Here is an 18100-nt window from a genome sequence, read left to right as displayed (position 1 = left end):
AAGTGTTTGTATGATTACCTATAATCATGAACCTTTTATTGCTCAAGCAATAGAAAGTGTAATGATGCAGGAGACAAATTTTGATTTTGAGCTAGTCATTGGAGAGGATTGCTCAACTGATAATACACGAGATATTCTTTTAGAATATAAAAGTCGATTCCCAGATAAGATCAAGTTATTACTACCAAAAGCGAATCTTGGTATGATGACGAACTTCCATGAGACTTTAAATGCTTGTCAAGGGGAGTACATTGCTTTATGTGAGGGCGATGACTATTGGACAAATAAGAACAAACTACAACGTCAAGTAGATTTTTTAGACAAAAGAAGCGATTTCAGTATAGCGTTTCATGCTGCATCAATCAACAATGAAACAACTGGTGAAACAAGAAAATCTAACATAAATCAAAAACCTGTTTCTACAATAGAAGACTTATTTATTGAGAACTTTATTTGTACCGCATCATGCATTTTTCGTAATCGGCTGTTTCCTAATTTTCCAGAGTTCTTCTTAAAGACTGGTGCAGGCGACTGGGTATTACACATACTGAATGCGGCACACGGTAAAATCGCTTTTATTGATGAAGTAATGGCTGTTTACAGAATTCATGAAGGAGGTACGATTTATAATGCTGTATCAACTTCAAAAAAACTTGAACAAGCTTATTTAAGAGATATTAGTACATTTGAATCCATTAATAGCCACTTTAATTTTAAATATAGCAAACAAATAAATAAGCTAATAAGCAAAATCTATCAGCGCATATCTATCATTCACATTCAAAACAATGATAGAAAGGCTGCTATTGCTCATGCAAAAAAATCACTTTTATTGAATTTTGACTTAGCAACAGCAGCTGTTTTGATACCACTTGTATATTCTCCAAGCCCTAAGCATACATATCAAATCATAAAAAAAATCAGGGGGAGAAAACAAGCAGCGAAATAAATTAAAGAATGAAAATAGCTGGAGTTGTTGTACTGTTCAATCCGACAATTGAAGTTGTCAAGAATATACATTCATATATTAGTAGTCTTGCAAAATTGTACATAGTTGACAATTCTGAAACTACTTCTTCTCATCTAATCAGTAATATTATAAACTCTGAATACAATATAGAGTACATACCGCTTTATCAAAACCAGGGTATAGCCCATGCTCTTAATGTTGCTGCTTCTAAAGCACTTGAAGAAGGGTATGAATGGCTACTAACAATGGATCAGGATAGCCAGGGAAGTGATAGGATGGTAGAAAAACTTCTAGTAACTACTAATCTGGTAGAAAAAGATCAGATCGGAATCATTGCCCCTAGATATAAATTGCCCGGCATAACTCTTAATGATCTTCCTCAAAGTATCGAAGAAGTTGAATCTGTAATAACATCAGGCAACCTACTGAATCTTAATGCTTACAAGAACACAGGGCCATTTAGAGAAGATTTTTTTATTGATTACGTTGATTATGAATATTGCCTTAGACTAAGGCTAAAAAATTATAAGATCATTATCAATAATGATATTCATTTAGAACATATTCTAGGTAATCTAAAAAAGCATAATTTTTTAGGTTTAGATTTTACTGCCTCGCATCACAATCCTGTTAGAAGGTATTACATTACCCGTAACCGTTTAACATTACTTAAAGAGTATAAGGATATTTTCCCTAGTTTTTATAAAAGTGAGAAGCGTAATAATATAAAAGAATTTGTAAAGCTTTTACTATTTGAAAACAGTAAACTCAAGAAAATTAAAAGTGTAATCGAGGGATACCTAGACTATAAAAATAATAGGTTTGGAAAATACAAAAAATAATTTTTTCCCTAAAGCATACATCATCTTAGTTAATTACAATGGATGGCATGACACGATCGAATGCCTTGAAAGTGTATTAAAGCTAAACTACAATAATTATCAGGTAATAGTTGTAGATAACAGCTCTCCCAATAATTCACTGAACTTTATAGAAGAATGGGCAAACGGGGACCGCCATGCAGATACATCTGACAATAGCGTCATCCAATCATTGGTATACCCCATTGTAGACAAACCAATTTCTTATGTACTTTATGACAAACAGAAGGCTACTTATGCTGCCCAGCATGTAACTGACTTACCCCAAGTAGTATTCATCCAAGCTGGTGAAAATGGAGGCTTTGCAGCTGGCAATAATGTAGGGATCGATTTCGCTTTGTTGCGTGCCGATGCTGATTATGTGTGGCTACTAAACAATGACACGGTTGTTGACAGAGCAGCTTTGTCTCATTTAGTTAAACACTTTGAATCAGCTACTTCCAAAATCGGAATACTCGGGTCTAAATTGCTTTATTACCATAACCCTTCAGTGATTCAGGCTGTTGCAGGGCAGTATAATCCTTGGCTATGTACAACAGGTCACATTGGCGGAAACACTTTGGATAATGGTCAATATGACTTAAAGCGTATTCCTGATGCAGATTACATAGTAGGGGCTTCCATGTTTATCAGTAAGCAATTTTTATTGGATGTTGGCAACATGCAGGATGACTACTTCCTCTATTTTGAAGAATTGGATTGGAGCTATCGGGGCAAAAAGAAAGGTTGGTCAATAGATGTATGCACTGCTTCAAAAGTATACCATAAAGAAGGCGCCAGTATAAGCACCTCTAATAAAACAGAAAAAAGTAAGCTTGCAGACTATTATTCATTAAGAAACAGATTGTTATTCACTAAGCGTTTTTTTCCGGTAGCACTGCCGTTAGTTTATGCATCTTTTTTGGGTGTGGCCATTAATAGAATAAGGAGAAAACAGTTTGGGAGATTAAGAATGCTTGTTGACATAATTCTTAATAAGGAAGGAGGGTTTAAATGAAGTCGTCCAAATTACACTTATACGATAATAGTCTAATTTCTATATTCTTCTTTTTCCTTGCTTTCAGCTATGCGCTAACCTTCTCGATAGGTTTTCCACTCAAAATTTCAGAGATTGCTCTAGGTGTCATTTTTTTACTGATACTCATTAAAGGCAAGCTAAGAATTTATACTCTTAATCAGAGTAACCACGTATATCTGCTTGTCTTTATTCTATTTGTTGTCGCTTCTACATTTATTAACTTATTTTGGACGTATGACTATCCACTCAATAATTACGAAAGTAGATTTGGATATAAGTTTGATAGTCTTCTTAAGCTAGCCTATATATTATTAGCGTATCTGGCGTTTATCATATCATCAAATGCCCTTACCAACAACCCTTACAGATTTCTAAAAGCTTTCCGGTATGGTGCAATTATAGCATCAGTCTATGCCTGGTATCTATTTTTATCTAGCTTCTTAAATTTGCCGGTATTGAAGCTACCCGGCATGGATGAATTCCCTCAAGTCGTTGACTTTTTTGGACATGTGGTTATTAGAAGTGGGACCTTCAAAGAAGGCAATTACATGGGGCTCTTTTTATTGGTCGCAGGTATAATAGCGCTTTACACTGCACATTATAAATCTGCTTTATTTTTCTTTGTGTCCCTCATCACAACTGTATCTACCATTTCAATTCTATGCCTAATCTTGTTTCTCACATTACATTATTTTAGTACTTACTTTGATCGTAAGAACCTACCAAAATTAGTATTGGTGTTAGCCTTCGGATTAGTTACATTGATTTTACTTCTTCAATTTCAAGCCTTCCGTGCTATTACAGTAGACAAAGTATTTGCGAACACAAAGCAGATTGATCAAACTTCCTATTCGAAAGCAGACAGGCTAAATACGCTCTATACCTCAGTAAACATCAGTAAGTCAAATCCTATTTTTGGTGTAGGTATGTCAAATTTCGCGCTTCATTACAAACAGTATAGCGTCGATAAGAGGTTTGATAACGATGGATTTAAAGTGATTCCCAATAATATATACGCTGAATTACTATCCGAAACAGGTTTTATTGGGCTCCTGTTATTTTGTATTTTCATCTATTCTCTATTCAGGAAATCATCACTTGATGATTCCGGAATCCTAAAGCACGGGCTTCTTGTAATTTTGGTCTACTTCATTGCTTTCCCTACTTTTACCTTACTCTTTATCTGGTTTTACTTTGGTTTGATTGCCTCTCTCAGAAATATACCGAAACTTAACTAATTTATAGTATAACCTCCCCATTCATGCGTAGTTTCGTGGGAATCAACCTAAATATTCTGTGAAGTTAGTTGTCAATGCTCGTTTTCTGACACAGCCCATAACAGGTGTGCAGCGTTTTGCTTTAGAGATATGCTTACAACTGAAGGAGCTATACCCTTTTATACAATTCGTTGCTCCCAAAAATATACTGCATACTGAACTTGCAATGAAGCTTGAAGTATTAACTTTAGGCAAATCGAAGGGACATGTATGGGAACAACTTGAGCTCCCACTTTACCTGAAAGCGAAAGGGTCTCCCCTACTACTCAATTTAGCTAATACGGCACCGCTTCTTTACTCAAATCAAATAGTCACTGTACACGATATAGCATTCAAACTGAATCCACAATGGTTCTCAAAAAGCTTTAGTGCTTTTTATAACTTTTTGATTCCCCAAATAATTAACAATGCAGTCCATGTTTTAACTGTGAGCGAGAGCTCGAAAAAGGACTTGCAGAAAGCCTTTAAGCTTGATGAGGATCAAATAACAGTTATTTATAATGCTGTATCAGCAAACATAAAGACTGAATCCGGAGCCGAGATTACTGAGGCCTATCAACCCTATATTTTGGCTGTAGCCTCTCAAGATCCTCGAAAGAACTTTGATAGACTAGTAGCAGCGTTCCAACAATTGAAGGATGAAAAACTAAACCTTTTGCTAGTTGGTGGTCAGAATAGAAACTTTGCCGAGAACAATTCTCAGCTGTTAGATTCACCAGATAGCAGAATCTTCAGACTAGGATATGTTACTGATTCCCAACTTGCAGCATTCTATAAAAATGCTGAAGCTTTCATTTATCCTTCGCTTTATGAGGGCTTCGGGTTACCAAATATCGAAGCGATGTATTTTGGATGTCCGGTGATTACTTCAGATATTGCATCCTGCCGTGAAGTGTGTGGTGAAGCTGCAGTTTATGTAGATCCCTATAGCACAGAAGATATTGCTAATAGCATCAGACGTGTTTGGACTAATAGCAAATTAAAAACTGAAATGGCAATCTTAGGTAAAGAGCAGAGCAGTACTTATTCATGGGAAAAATCAGCGCACCAACTCTCTCTTCTGATTAACAAGCTTTTAAAAAATAAATAGATTGAAAACTGCTCTTGTGCATGATTGGATCCCTTTAGTGGGGGGTGCTGAAAAAGTATTGGAAGCTATTTACGAAACGTATCCTAGTCCAATTCATACTTTAATCTATAACGACGGAGTCTTAAAAGGCTCTGCTTTGGAAAATGCAAAGATCAAAACGTCTTTCATCCAACGTCTTCCATTTTCACCTAAGAAATATAGAAACTACTTGCCTCTTTTTCCGATGGCAGTTGAGCAGTTTGACCTGTCAGAATACGATTTGGTAATATCTTCGTCATATGCAGTAGCTAAGGGTGCAATAACTAATGCGAATCAATTGCATATATGCTACTGCCATTCCCCTATGCGATATGCCTGGGACCTATACCACCAGTATTTAAGGGATTCTAATCTTAAAAGTGGTTTGAAAGGCGTTTTTGCAAAACTAGTACTTCATTATTTAAGAATTTGGGAAATAACATCGCTTAATAGGGTAGATCATTTCATAGCAAATTCACATTACATAGCTAATCGCATTAAAAAGTTATATAACCGAGAGGCAACAGTTATTTACCCTCCAGTAGATGTAGATAACTTTGATCTTGAAATTCACAAAGGTGATTATTACTTTACAGCCTCCAGGTTAGTTCCTTATAAAAAGGTTGATCTTATAGTCGCAGCGTTTAATAGCATGCCTGACAAGAAACTGGTAGTGTTAGGCGACGGTCCAGAGTATAAAAAAATTAAGGATATGGCTGGCCCAAATATTGAAATGCTTGGGTTTCAGCCTTTCGCTGTGTTAAAAAAACATATGCAAAAGGCGAAAGCCTTTATTTTCGCTGCAGACGAAGATTTTGGAATAACTCCTGTTGAAGCGCAGGCATGTGGTACACCGGTCATAGCATTAGCCAAAGGAGGAGCGATGGAAACAGTAGTAGCTCACCAGACTGGCCTGTTTTTCAAAGACCAAACTCCGGATAGTCTGATTAACACGATACATGAATTTGAGCAGGGAAAAACTTCTTTCGATCCTGTTCAAATTCGTAAAAATGCAGAAAGATTTAGCAGAACTGAGTTCACCACGTCTTTCCGAAACTTTGTAGAGACAAGATATGCTGAAAAGTTTGGATAGGTCTGCTGTTCATCATAGAGTTTTCGTTGTTGGATTGATAGGTTTTGGTTTTTTTCTTTCCTTTCACTTCCTCATTACCAACCTCCTCACTTTCCTATTATTAGCCAATTGGCTACTGGAAGGTGGTCTAAAAGATAAATTTAAAGAGCTTACTTCACAGAAAATTTCTGTAGCAACTATAGCGATATTTTTGGTTTATACTGCTGCATTGCTGTATTCGCAGTATGTTATGGCAGGTGTTAAAATCATAGAAATCAAACTGTCGCTGCTAATTCTCCCTGTTATAATAGCTACAAGCAGTATTTCAAGAGAAGTATTACACAAAATACTTCTCGCATTTATTACAGGTCTTTTGCTGCTATCTTTTAAATCCTGGTTCTTTTTATATATAAACTATCTGCAAAAAAGTGACTTGTTGACTCTTGTCACACAAGGGTCTTTTAGAGATAGCTTTACTCTATATTCTGATATTCACCCCACCTACCTGAGCATCTACATTTTTTTTGCTGTTTTCAGTATTTTGCATCTGTTGTATGAATTTAGAGCTAAAGTCAATTGGCTCACTATAGTATCTGCAACAATTACTGTATTATACCTGATAAGCCTCAACTTATTACTCTCAGCTCGCTCCCCCCTGATCGCATTTTTCCTGATCTCTACCTTGTTGTCAATTGGCTATTTACTTAGAACAAAGCGCTATTATACTTTAGCAATAAGCTTGAGTTTAATATTCTCGGCTGTTTATGTTCTTATTAAGAGCCCCCTGTTAAATAGTCGTTTTGAGGAGATACGAACAACTGCTTTAGCACCGCCAATTGGTATTCACCATAATTCAACTAATATCAGAGTTGCCATCATAACATGCGCCTCTGCGCTTTTGGAAGAAAAATGGGTCTTTGGCTATGGCACCGGTAGTGTACAACCGCAAATGAACAAATGCTATCAGGATAAAAATTACAGCGAAGTACTATACCAAAACAATTACGATTTACATAATGCCTACCTCGATATTTGGTTATCGGTAGGAGTAGTAGGTCTCCTTATTATGATAGGGTTGTATTTTATTTGTATAAAGCACTCACTTAGAACAAATAAGCTCCTATACTTTAGTTTCCTTATCCTTTTTGGTTTTACAAGCCTGACTGAATCTACACTAAGTAGAAACAAAGGAGTTGCGTTCTTCGCACTCTTTAATATTGCCTTAGCATATGCAGATACCAAAAAGAGGACAGAAAAAAATGCCTTTGGTTAATCAAATGCTGAAATTTTCTAAAGATTGAAACTAGTTTAAAAATAAACTGGCTTATAGTTATCTTTGTATATTCCCCATTCGGACTATAATCTACATTAAAAATGCCCGGCCTGTACTCCCGATATATCAAACCCATCCATGCGTTAGGCGATGGTGTAGCCATAACTATTTCGGCTGCAGGTGCTTATTGGCTGACACAGGGGACGTTTATTGGCTTTTTTACCCGGCCTTATGCAAGCTTCTTGCTTTATGGTATTCTAGCCTGGTTCATATGCACGAGCTTACTGGGTATCTATAAGTTTTATAGGGTAACACGGCTTCTCAAAATAGTCGCGAATGTCCTGAAGGTAACGCTGCTTTATCTGATCTTGATAGAGGCGATCCTTAATATACTGGATACTCCTATCTACAGCCGCAGTTTTTTGCTACATCATTATTTAATGCTGGCCAGCCTGGTCATCCTGTGGCGTATTGTCGTTATTACATCACTCCGGTTATACAGAAAGAAAGGCTACAATTACCGCAAAGTCATCATCATAGGCTATACAACTCCAGGCAAAGAGTTGCGTCGCTTCTTTAAAAACCATCCAGAACATGGCTACCGTTTTCTTGGCTTCTTTGATGACAAGCATGCGCAGGAGCCTGGTGTGGTTGGTAAGATTGATGATATAGAGGAGTTTGTGTCCCAAAATGACGTAGATGAGATTTACTGCAGCCCCTTCGAACTGCAGAAGCACCAGATCGTTCAGCTGCTGAGCTTTGTTGACAATAACCTGATTCGCCTGAAATTCTTGCCTGAACCAGGTGGACTGCCTTATCAAAAGTTACAGGTAGACTTCTATGACATGCTACCGGTACTAATCTTTCGCTCAATCCCGCTGGACGATTCGATCAATAAGTTCTTGAAGCGTGCCTTCGACATATTATTTTCATCGCTTGTCATCCTTTTCATTCTGTCCTGGGTGCTTCCTGTCCTGGCCATACTGATCCGACTTGACTCTAAGGGACCGATTTTCTTTAAGCAGGAGCGCTCTGGGCTTGACAACCAGAAATTCAAATGCTGGAAACTCCGGACGATGTATGTGAACAGTGAGGCTAATTCGAGGCAGGCACAAAGAGGCGACTCCCGCATTACACCTATTGGTGCTATTCTTCGCAAAACTAGTTTGGACGAACTACCTCAGTTTTTTAATGTACTTATGGGGCAAATGTCTATTGTAGGGCCAAGACCGCACATGCTGAGCCACACCATGTACTACTCCACGTTGGTGGATAAGTTCATGGTGCGGCATTTCATTAAACCAGGTATAACCGGCCTGTCACAGGTGCGTGGCTTCCGAGGCGACACAAGCGAGATACACCAGATGCGTGGCCGTGTGAAACTCGACATTTTCTACCTGGAGAACTGGTCTTTCTTCCTTGATCTGAAGATTGTCTTTTATACCGTGTACAACATGCTGCGCGGTGAAGACAATGCATTTTAAAAATCAACCTACTCATTTGCTCCTGTTTTAGTAACTTCGCCTGCAAAGTTGAAAACATGAGCAAGGAAAAACCATCTATACCGAAAGGAACCCGTGACTTTGGCCCCGCCGTAGTGGTCAAGCGCAACTATATATTTGGCGTGATCAAGCGCACCTTTGAGAAATTCGGCTACCTGCCCCTCGAAACACCTGCCATGGAGCAGCTCTCCGTACTCACCGGTAAGTACGGCGACGAGGGCGACCAGCTCATCTTCAAGATTCTGAACTCCGGTGATTTTCTGTCCAAGACATCTGCCGCTGACATCGAGCAGGGTTCCAAACACCTGACCCGTAAGATATCTGAAAAGGCCCTCCGTTACGACCTGACCGTGCCCTTTGCCCGGTTTGTGGTGATGAACCGCAACGAGATCAGCTTCCCGTTCAAGCGATACCAGATTCAGCCAGTATGGCGTGCCGATCGTCCGCAGCGTGGCCGTTACCGTGAGTTTTACCAGTGCGATGCCGACGTGGTAGGCACCAACTCCCTGCTTTGCGAAGCCGAGATTGTGCAGATGATTGATGAGGTGCTGGGAAGCTTAGGAATGACAGACTTCACCATCAAGATCAACCACCGTGGTATACTGGCAGGTATAGCGGAGGCCATCGGTGAAAAAGGTCGTGAGGGCGATATTTGTGTGGCCATCGACAAGCTTGACAAAATTGGTGCGGAAGGGGTGCGTAAAGAATTGCTTGAGCGAGGTATAGCCGAAAGTGCTGTTGACAAGCTGGAACCCCTTTATGATTTGAAAGGATCTAACAAAGAGATACTGGATCAACTCCAAACACTGCTGGGCGGCACAGAAGAAGGCCAACGTGGCTTGAAAGACCTACTGGAAGTGTGGGAATATCTGGATAATCTCGGCAGCGATGCCCTTACAACGCAAAATCTGTCTGGTCAGCCACGTCTGCAGTTGGATGTGACACTGGCTCGGGGTCTCTCCTACTATACCGGCTGTATCTTTGAGGTGAAGGTAAACAATGCAAACATGGGCAGCATCAGCGGAGGCGGCCGTTATGACAACCTGACGGGGATGTTCGGTATGCCAGGCGTGTCGGGTGTGGGCTTCTCTTTCGGTGTGGATCGCATTTACGATGTGCTCGAGGAATTGCAACTCTTCCCGGCTAGCAGCGAGGTGGGCACTAAGGTACTGATCGTGCAATTCGACAAAGAATCTGAGCGCTACGCTTTACCATTGCTACAGAAACTGCGCAATGCAGGTATAGCCTCGGAACTTTATCCGGAAACCGCCAAGTTGAAAAAGCAGATGAGCTACGCCGACCAGAAGAAGATTCCGTTTGTGCTGCTAATTGGATCTGAAGAAATGGCTTCTGGCAAACTGAAGCTGCGTGACATGCAGACAGGCGAACAAGACGAGCTTTACATCGACGACATCATTGCCCAGCTGAAATCTGAAGCAAATTAAAACAAACTATGAGCGACGTTCACCATATCTCCAGCCAGCATCTTAGCCTGGAGCGAATTGAGGAAATCATTAGCCGCAGGTATACCCTAGCTTTGTCACAGGAAGCGGAGGAGCGCATATTACACTGTTATAACTACCTGCACCGTAAGATCGCCAACACCGATGCCAGTATCTATGGCATTAATACCGGCTTCGGCTCACTTTACAAGAAACAGATTTCCCACGATAACCTCGAACAACTCCAGCGTAACCTGATGATGTCGCATGCCTGTGGTATGGGGGACGAAGTGCCGGCAGAAGTGGTGAAACTAATGCTGTTGCTCAAAATTCAGTCGCTGGCCTATGGTAACAGTGGTGTGCAGTTGCAGACCGTAAAGCGCCTGATCGATTTCTATAACCGCGATATTTACCCGATCGTGTACCAGCAGGGTTCACTTGGCGCAAGCGGTGACCTGGCTCCGTTAGCACACCTTTGCCTACCGCTGATCGGCTTAGGAGAGGTTTATTACCAGGGCTACCGCCTGGAAAGTCGCCACGTGCTGGAAATGTTCAGTTGGGAGCCGATTGCTCTACAGGCAAAAGAGGGACTCGCTTTGCTGAACGGCACCCAGTTCATGGGTGCTTATGGGATACATTGCATTTTGCAAGGCCGCCGCTTATCGCGCATGGCTGATGTGGTGGGCGCTCTTTCACTGGATGCCTTTGATGGCCGGATCGAGCCGTTTAACCACCTCATCCATCAGGCCCGTCCACATCCGGGTCAGCTCGAAACGGCCGCTACGTTCCGACAACTGCTACAGGGCAGTGAGTTGATCAGCCAGTATAAGCAGCATGTGCAGGATCCTTATTCCTTCCGATGCATCCCACAGGTACACGGAGCCTCTAAAGACGCTATCCGCTATGCTGAGAAAGTGATTTTGACTGAAGTCAACTCTGTAACTGACAATCCAAACATCTTCCCGGACGAAGACGAAATCATTTCGGGGGGTAACTTCCATGGGCAACCCTTGGCGTTGGCACTGGATTTCCTGGCAATCGCATTGGCCGAACTGGGCAGCATATCCGAGCGTCGTACTTATCAGCTAATCTCAGGCAGCCGTGGTTTACCGGACTTTCTTGTGGCGGAACCTGGTTTGAACTCCGGTTTTATGATAACGCAGTATACGGCTGCTTCCATTGTGAGCCAGACCAAACAGCTTTGCACACCAGCCTCGATTGACACCATCCCGTCATCAAATGGTCAGGAAGACCACGTTAGCATGGGCTCTAATGCCGCTACAAAGCTGTATAAAGTGGTGCAGAATGTGGAACGTGTGCTGGCTATTGAACTCATGAACGCCGCTCAGGCCATGGAATTCAGACGTCCGCTACGTACCTCAGTGCAACTGGAACAACTTGTGGCTGATTTCCGTGAACAAATTCCATTTGTAAGTACTGACCGTATAATGCATCCGGATATGGAGCGCAGTGTGGACTTTATCAGAGCCTGCCATTTACCCGCTTTTATGGCGTAGGCCTTTCTCGTTATTTATCAGAAATCCGCAATAGCTCATTGAGTTGCTGCGGATTTCTCTTTTATACATACTGACCAGATAGATCAAATTAATTAGACACTCGTCTTCATTCAGTCTTTCACGGCCCGGGTAACTGATTGCTCAACGCGTTTTCATATACCTGAAATTTAAGTATAGGCTTTTCTCCTATCACTTGCTTGACTATATTCGTAGCACACCCTATACCTATCGCTTGAGATTACTGCTTTTCATATTGTTCCTGTTGGCTGCTATACCTGTTTTGGGGCAGGAAGGCTGTTTTAGGGCTTTCCAGAATGGGCAACCAGTAACGGTAATCTGCGCAGGTATACCTGTTTTTTTTGAGGATTGTAGCACCGACCAAAACGTGCGGTATACGACTTTTTATGATCCAGGTCCGAAGGCATTTGACCCTCAGAATTTTAATCAGGATGAATTGGTAAATCGTGGTGCTGATGGCCGATTCCAGTATACCTACACGGATCCCGGCAAATACATCATCACGCAGATCATCAACCGGGGTGGCGGCAACAGCACGACCATAGAACCATTGGAATTTGAAGTGGTAGCCACTCCTGCCCCTCAATTCACAATACAAGCCTGTGCCAGTCGCTCTGTGCAAGTGACTATTGCTGACGTAGGGTATGATCTTTATGATATCGATTACGGTGACAATACGGTGGTAAGAGATGTAAAGGCCGGGGAGCAGGCTTTCTATACCTATCAGGGTACGGCTCCCTCGTATACCATCAGCGTACGGGGCAAGTATTCAGGAGGCGCTTGCGGAATGAGCAGTTCGAATATGGTAACGCTTTTGCCTACTCCTCCCACGCCCGTGATCGCACAGCTGGAAGTATTGCGTGAAGCGGTTGACGGGGAGATACTGTTTACACTGGAAAATTTACAGCCAGGCTATCGCTACGTGCTGGAGCGCCGTATAACTGCAACTGGAAATTTTGAAGCCATTTATACCAGCGCACCACTCAGCCAGAACAGGTGGCCTGACTTCAGAATAGGCAATGTAGATACCCGGCAGCCCATACAGTTCAGACTTCGCCCTACAGATAATTGCGGTAATCAGCTTTCAGTATTTTCAGCCCCGGTCAGTAGCCTGGTATTGGGCGTGCAAACAGGCAATGAATTGGCCAACTTAAGTTGGTCAGGTATAGCAGGTGCTATACAACGCTACACCATAAACCGCGATGGTAATCTGATCGCGGAACTGAACAGCTCGACCACCACATACACTGACCGAAATCTGAGCTGCGGACAGAACTATTGTTACCAGGTCAACTCTATTCTGAATAATGGACAGAGCCGGTCGATCTCAGCGTCTCGCTGTGTTCAGGCCACTTCCACAGCTACGCCACCCACCGGTTACCTGTACAGTACCTATGACCAGACCAACCAAATACAACTCTCGCTAAATGTACCAAATGGCCAGACAGCACAGCAGATTCGCTATCTGCGCAGCGTCGACGGCGAGCCATTTTCTGACCTGATCATCAGTCAGCAAACGAAGCATGTTGATGCATTGCAACCACTGAGTCCGGTTTGCTACCGCGCTAGCTATACCAATCCCTGTGAGCGGAGCTCAAGTCTAAGTAACACTACTTGCCCTGTATTCCTGATTGCATTGCCACAGGAAAATAGTCCGGTCATTACGTTGGGCTGGACCGGCTATGTTGGTTTTCCGGATGGGGTAGGTCAGTATACCATTGAGCTTCTGGACACTGATAATCGCATTGTCAGCAGTATACCTGTTACAGGAAATACTTACATCGAACGCAACCCAAGCAACGATTTGCAGGAGTTGCGTTACCGTGTTCGGGTAACTTCAGGAAGTGGCAGTGCCACTTCCTATTCCAATATAATAGTCATTCAGCAGCCATTGCAGCTGCATATCCCGAATGCATTCACGCCAAACGGCGACGGACTCAACGATGTGCTGGAGGTAAAAGGCCGATTTATCACTTCCTACAACATCAAGGTATACAATAACATGGGGCAGGTCGTATTCAGCTCCGACTCCCAGCAAAACAGCTGGGACGGCACATACCAGGGTAAGCCACAACCCGCCGGGGCCTATGCCTACGAACTAAACGTGACAGCTCTCAACGGACAGACGCAGCGCCGCACGGGCACCATTACACTGTTGCGTTAAATGGTACCTGTACAGACATCGCGCGGCTATGTTTATTGGGTCAATACAAGTCTGACCGATTCATGATGATTGTCACTGCTGAGGCGCAGTAGGTATATGCCTTTCGGCAAATTAGCTACATTAACGTGTATTTCTGTTTGTTCATCTGCAAGGGCTCTGCCCTGTTTTACCTCTTGCACAAGCGCCCCTTTCAGGTCGTAGAGCGAGATAGCGTAGTCACTTTCCTGTTCGAGCGCGAAGCGCAAGGTTGCCTCGGAAACAGCGGGGTTCGGATATACCTGTAAGCTGGCTACCATACCTTCCGCACCATCTCTTCGGCCCGCAATAAGGTCGTCCTGCTTATCTTTCCCGTTGATGACGATGTTACCCCAGCCGATACGAGGCCCCGTTTCATTGCGCAGGTCGTAAATGTCGCCTCCTGCCTCAAAGTTATCGAATACAAGAGCATTGCCGCGGTCCATGTCCCAGATGCGGATACGGAATTGGTCGTTGGGATCGTTTTTGCCTTTGCCGCCCGCATCACGCACCGATACGATGTATCCGTAGCGCCCGATACCCTGCAACTGGGCAGTGCCTTTCCAGATGGCTTGGTTTCCTGTAATCACAAGCCAGTCGAGTGCGCCACTTTGGGAGAATTTCTGCTTGTTCACAGTAAGCTGCACAGTGCCCTGTGGCTTAGTGGCCTGTTTGTTCTGATACCGCACGGAGAAGGAAAACTCCGCTTCTAGCTTATGGTTTTGGGGGATGCCTCCCAGTCCGAAATGGGCCAACGCAATGCTACCTGTACCTTTCACATGGCCCGCCTCGGGGTCGTAAATAATGTGCCACTGGTTGTAGTCATCGTTGGCTGCCTCCAGGCAACTTTCTGTAAAGTCGAGTCCCACCTGATAGATGCCAGCCTGAGTATAAGTATGTTTGCCTGTAATGCGGGATGTCCCAAAAGCGGTATAGGACATTGTCGGCTCAGAACCGTCGCCCCAGGTCCAGCGCACACCAGTATCTTCGTGCAGAATGTAAGGAGAAAAATCGGCGGTAGTGCGTGCCTCCCAACCGGCCCTTATGGCATAAGGCGCCAGGTATAGCTGCACGTTTACAGGTATAGCACAGGTGGGTACTTCTCCTTGGCTATACTTCACAGTCAGGATGTCGAGGTTTGTGGCAAGTGATAACGTGGCGCCTGTGACAATCACGTTTCGCTCATTGTCCAGGGCCAAAAGTCCGTAGTCCGATAATTCAGACTTTACCACCTCCCATATCCTGGCCCCATCCGACTTACGATATTTGGTGGTGTGTACCCCGTCTGTGTTCCTGGCCGTGACATAGATGCCTCCTTCCTGATCAAGCTCAATTCCTGATAGCACACCTTGAAAAGGTGCTGTCCACACAACTCCTGGCTCTTCTGCACTGAATTTTATCACATGCGGCACGCCATTTATGAAGCCAGTCACATACGCTCCTCCTGCATTATCGACCTGCAAGTTGTCTAAGCGGCCTGGTGTTGTGCCTTGGTCGATGGTGGGCTGTCGCCACACGAATGCGCCACTTTCAGCACTGAACTTGAGCATATAAGATACACGTTCATCTGTGTTCAGGTCATCAAAGGCAGCTACATATACACCACCTGTAGTGTCCACAGCTACACCGGATGCACGGTGGACCGTTTGTCGGTTCTGACTATTGTACTCTTTGAGCCAGACAAGGCTTCCATCTGTACCGGCGTATTTGGCCAACACCAGATTGTTGGCAACTCCCGGTGCTGGCATACTGCCCGTCACATACACATCACCTACCTTATCCAGCGTAAAGGCAGCCAACTCCAGAAACTCCGTATCACCCAGATAAGGACTATACCTCTTTGTCCAGATGCCTTCTCCTGTTACTGCATCAACCTTGCTAATGAAATGCTCAATAGGCACATTGGGCGTATAACGGACCATTCCCATAATGTAGAGGTTCCCCTGGTTATCCAAACGCAATTCTTGGCCCGCATTGGAGGCGGCAGGGCGATGGGTTGATTTCCAGATAAGCTCCCCAGTTGCACTGTCCAGTTTGAGCAACGCAATAGCAGCACCTGAATCACTACTATTACGCTCTTCCAGCATCACGTACACGCTGCCCATGGCATCTACCACTAAATGCTGGCCTTCGGTAGCCAGGTTGTCATCATGTTGCTGTGTCCAAAGAAGCTCTCCTTCAGGTGAATACTTGAGTATGATAACGAACTTGCTTCCTCCTGGTAAGTCACTCCGCTCAGATACGCCGGTGATATATACATTACCTGCATTATCTGTGGTCAAACCGGCAGGTCGGTCAGTGCCCGGAGTTGTGTTGATGAAAGGAGTATAGAAGATAGGTTCTCCACGGGCCGCTTGGATGCTGGATGCAAATAGATGGGATTCTCCGGCGCCTGTAGTGCCGCCCAGGTGCAAGGTACCTGCTTTAGAAATAGACAGGTCTTCCAGCATGGCATTGGTTTCGTCTGGAGAGGTATATTCCCAATCTTGCTCTCCGCTATTTCCGCTGTACCTGCGCACTACATACCTATTGCCGGTAAAATTGCCTCCCAGGTATAGGTTGCCTGCCCTGTCAGAGTCCATGTCGACGACAGTCTCCTGCAACAGGTTTGACCAGTTCAGATTACCACGTGATGCGCTATACCTTGATATTTCATTTCCTTCTGCCACAGTGCCCCTTAGGTATAGACCGCCAGCCTCGTCAGCCAGCAACTGCTCAGGTATTCCCGAGCTTGCTAGTTGCTGCAGCCATACCTGGCTGCCGTTCGCTGCGTCATACCTGATCAGGAAACTGCCTTCCGGACTATTGGGTTCGGCCGCATACTGTATTCCTGCTATAAAGACGCCTCCTGCATCATCCAGGGCAAGTTGCATAGCACGGTTCTGCAGGGCAGTGTCATGCTGCTGCTGCCAAACCAAAGAACCATCTGCGCCGCTTCGCTTTGTTGTAAGGGAGCGACTGGCATTCTCCTTGACACCTATGCTTCCGGTCAGGTAAATGTCCCCTCGGCTATCGAGTGCTATACCTGCCAGGTGTTGATAGTCAGCTGGGTTAGTGCTGCCAGATAAGCTTTCCCGCCAAAGCCTTTCGCCACTCGAGGCATCATATTTATAAAGCGTGGAGAAATCGCCGGGAGCTTCAAAATAAACAGAGCCCACCATAAACAAGCCTCCCCTCATGTCTGCCAATATTTGTATACCTGTTATGGTATTAAAAGGGGTCTCCAATTCCTGCCAAAGCATTTGGCCATCTGACAGATTATATTTCACCAAATACACGGCTGTTCTGGAGCCCACGTCAACTGTGGACGCTGCTACGTAAAAACCCGTTTCGTCTAGCGTGACATCCACCAAGGTATACGGATACTGGTAAAGAGGCAAACGGTGCTGCCAAAGCAGTTCGCCAGTGGGACTAAACTTAGCCGCTACAAAAGCATCAAAATTGGAAGGAGCATCCATAGAAGTGCTCTTGCTGTTGCCGGCCACATAAGTGTTACCGGCTGCATCGGTGGCAATAAGGGCTCCTGACTCAAAGGTAGGAAAGTCATTGTTGTAGCGCTTCTCCCACTCTTCCGTAACCTGTTGTGCCGCAGCAGGCGCATTCAGCGCAAAAAGAAATATAACAGCAAAAAGAATTTCATAGCCCCTTCCGGGCATGCGTAAAGAAACTGACATAAACATTGGGTAAAATTTAATTCATAGCACGGAGTACCAACCACACGCCGGAGCAATGTTATTCCGGAAACAAGAAGTAAGGAGGGTGAATGAATCAACAGGACGCAGGTATACGCTACCTTAAAGCCCCAAAATCAGGCAGAGCAAAGAATAACCTGTATTATAATAC

Annotated in this window: 12 protein-coding genes; 11 read left to right on the top strand and 1 reads right to left on the bottom strand. The window is 43.8% G+C overall.

Going from position 1 to position 18100, the window contains the following annotated elements:
• Window positions 1-10: 10 nt before the first annotated feature.
• From AC5FX6_RS01480 to AC5FX6_RS01430, 11 genes are all read left to right on the top strand, one after another.
• Window positions 11-949, top strand: a complete 939-nt coding sequence (locus tag AC5FX6_RS01480) for a glycosyltransferase (RefSeq protein ID WP_493595252.1) — start codon at window positions 11-13, stop codon at window positions 947-949.
• Window positions 950-957: 8 nt separating this feature from the next.
• Entirely contained in the window at window positions 958-1812 is an 855-nt protein-coding gene (locus tag AC5FX6_RS01475; protein WP_493595251.1) for a glycosyltransferase family 2 protein, read from the top strand.
• Window positions 1793-2848, top strand: a complete 1056-nt coding sequence (locus AC5FX6_RS01470; protein ID WP_493595250.1) for a glycosyltransferase family 2 protein — start codon at window positions 1793-1795, stop codon at window positions 2846-2848. The genes AC5FX6_RS01475 and AC5FX6_RS01470 overlap by 20 nt, the downstream gene beginning before the upstream one ends.
• Before the next feature lie 491 nt (window positions 2849-3339).
• Window positions 3340-4107, top strand: a complete 768-nt coding sequence (locus tag AC5FX6_RS01465; RefSeq protein ID WP_493595249.1) for an O-antigen ligase family protein — start codon at window positions 3340-3342, stop codon at window positions 4105-4107.
• Window positions 4108-4165: 58 nt separating this feature from the next.
• Window positions 4166-5236: a glycosyltransferase family 4 protein gene (locus tag AC5FX6_RS01460; protein WP_493595248.1), complete on the top strand. Its 1071-nt coding sequence runs from the start codon at window positions 4166-4168 to the stop codon at window positions 5234-5236.
• 1 nt (window position 5237) lies between these two features.
• Window positions 5238-6347 (top strand): glycosyltransferase family 4 protein, encoded by a 1110-nt coding sequence (locus AC5FX6_RS01455; protein ID WP_493595247.1) that lies wholly within the window; start codon window positions 5238-5240, stop codon window positions 6345-6347.
• The gene (locus AC5FX6_RS01450; protein ID WP_493595246.1) at window positions 6328-7599 is read left to right on the top strand and encodes an O-antigen ligase family protein; all 1272 of its coding nucleotides are present in this window, start codon (window positions 6328-6330) and stop codon (window positions 7597-7599) included. Before AC5FX6_RS01455 ends, AC5FX6_RS01450 begins: the two co-directional genes overlap by 20 nt.
• A 101-nt stretch (window positions 7600-7700) precedes the next feature.
• A complete protein-coding gene (locus AC5FX6_RS01445; protein WP_493595245.1) occupies window positions 7701-9083 on the top strand; it encodes an undecaprenyl-phosphate glucose phosphotransferase in 1383 nt (460 codons plus the stop codon).
• A gap of 56 nt (window positions 9084-9139) precedes the next feature.
• Complete coding sequence (gene hisS / locus AC5FX6_RS01440; protein WP_493595244.1) at window positions 9140-10546, top strand: histidine--tRNA ligase; 1407 nt, start codon at window positions 9140-9142, stop codon at window positions 10544-10546.
• Between the two features lie 8 nt (window positions 10547-10554).
• Entirely contained in the window at window positions 10555-12060 is a 1506-nt protein-coding gene (hutH, locus tag AC5FX6_RS01435) for a histidine ammonia-lyase (RefSeq protein ID WP_493595243.1), read from the top strand.
• 232 nt (window positions 12061-12292) lie between these two features.
• Window positions 12293-14242, top strand: coding sequence for a T9SS type B sorting domain-containing protein (locus AC5FX6_RS01430; RefSeq protein ID WP_493595242.1), 1950 nt, complete (start codon window positions 12293-12295; stop codon window positions 14240-14242).
• Between the two features lie 32 nt (window positions 14243-14274).
• Here the strand turns inward: AC5FX6_RS01430 and AC5FX6_RS01425 are convergent, their stop codons facing one another.
• On the bottom strand, window positions 14275-17931 hold the full coding sequence (locus tag AC5FX6_RS01425; RefSeq protein ID WP_493595241.1) for an outer membrane protein assembly factor BamB family protein: 3657 nt from the start codon (window positions 17929-17931) through the stop codon (window positions 14275-14277).
• Window positions 17932-18100 lie beyond the last annotated feature (169 nt).

The sequence above is a fragment of the Pontibacter sp. LHS2 genome, assembly GCF_058932845.1.
Note: the sequence above shows the minus strand (reverse complement) of the source record. Positions and strands in the feature narration are given on the sequence as shown.